The 351-nt window shown below is 48.4% G+C and carries 1 protein-coding gene; it reads left to right on the top strand.

The features are described 5' to 3' along the window. Positions 1-351 (top strand): transposase (locus L691_RS0112860; protein WP_025690918.1); only part of this gene is annotated, 351 nt, incomplete at both ends.

Below are 351 nucleotides of genomic sequence, written 5' to 3'. Positions count from 1 at the left end.
ACCGGACAGGTCCATCACCGTGAAGAAGAAAAGGCCGATGTGGACGCCTTTATTCGCCTCCTCCAAGATCTTCTGTCGGCGTACCCGAGGGGGAAAATCGCCATGATTTTAGACAATAGTCGGATTCATCATGCCACCGGGTTACAGCCTTTCCTGAAGAAACATCCGCGCCTGCACTTGGTCTTTCTGCCGCCGTATAGTCCCAACCTAAATCCGGTCGAGGGACTATGGCTGTGGCTTAAATCCGATGTGGTCAATAACGTGTTTTTTGAGAAGTTCTATAAGATTAAGCTTCATGTCGGTCAGTTTATGAAGCGTATCAATAAGCAACCGTTGGAAACGATTGATCGC

Source organism: Paenibacillus zanthoxyli JH29 (assembly GCF_000520715.1).
Taxonomy (GTDB): domain Bacteria; phylum Bacillota; class Bacilli; order Paenibacillales; family Paenibacillaceae; genus Paenibacillus_AQ; species Paenibacillus_AQ zanthoxyli.
This window is presented reverse-complemented; position numbering and strand designations above follow the sequence as displayed.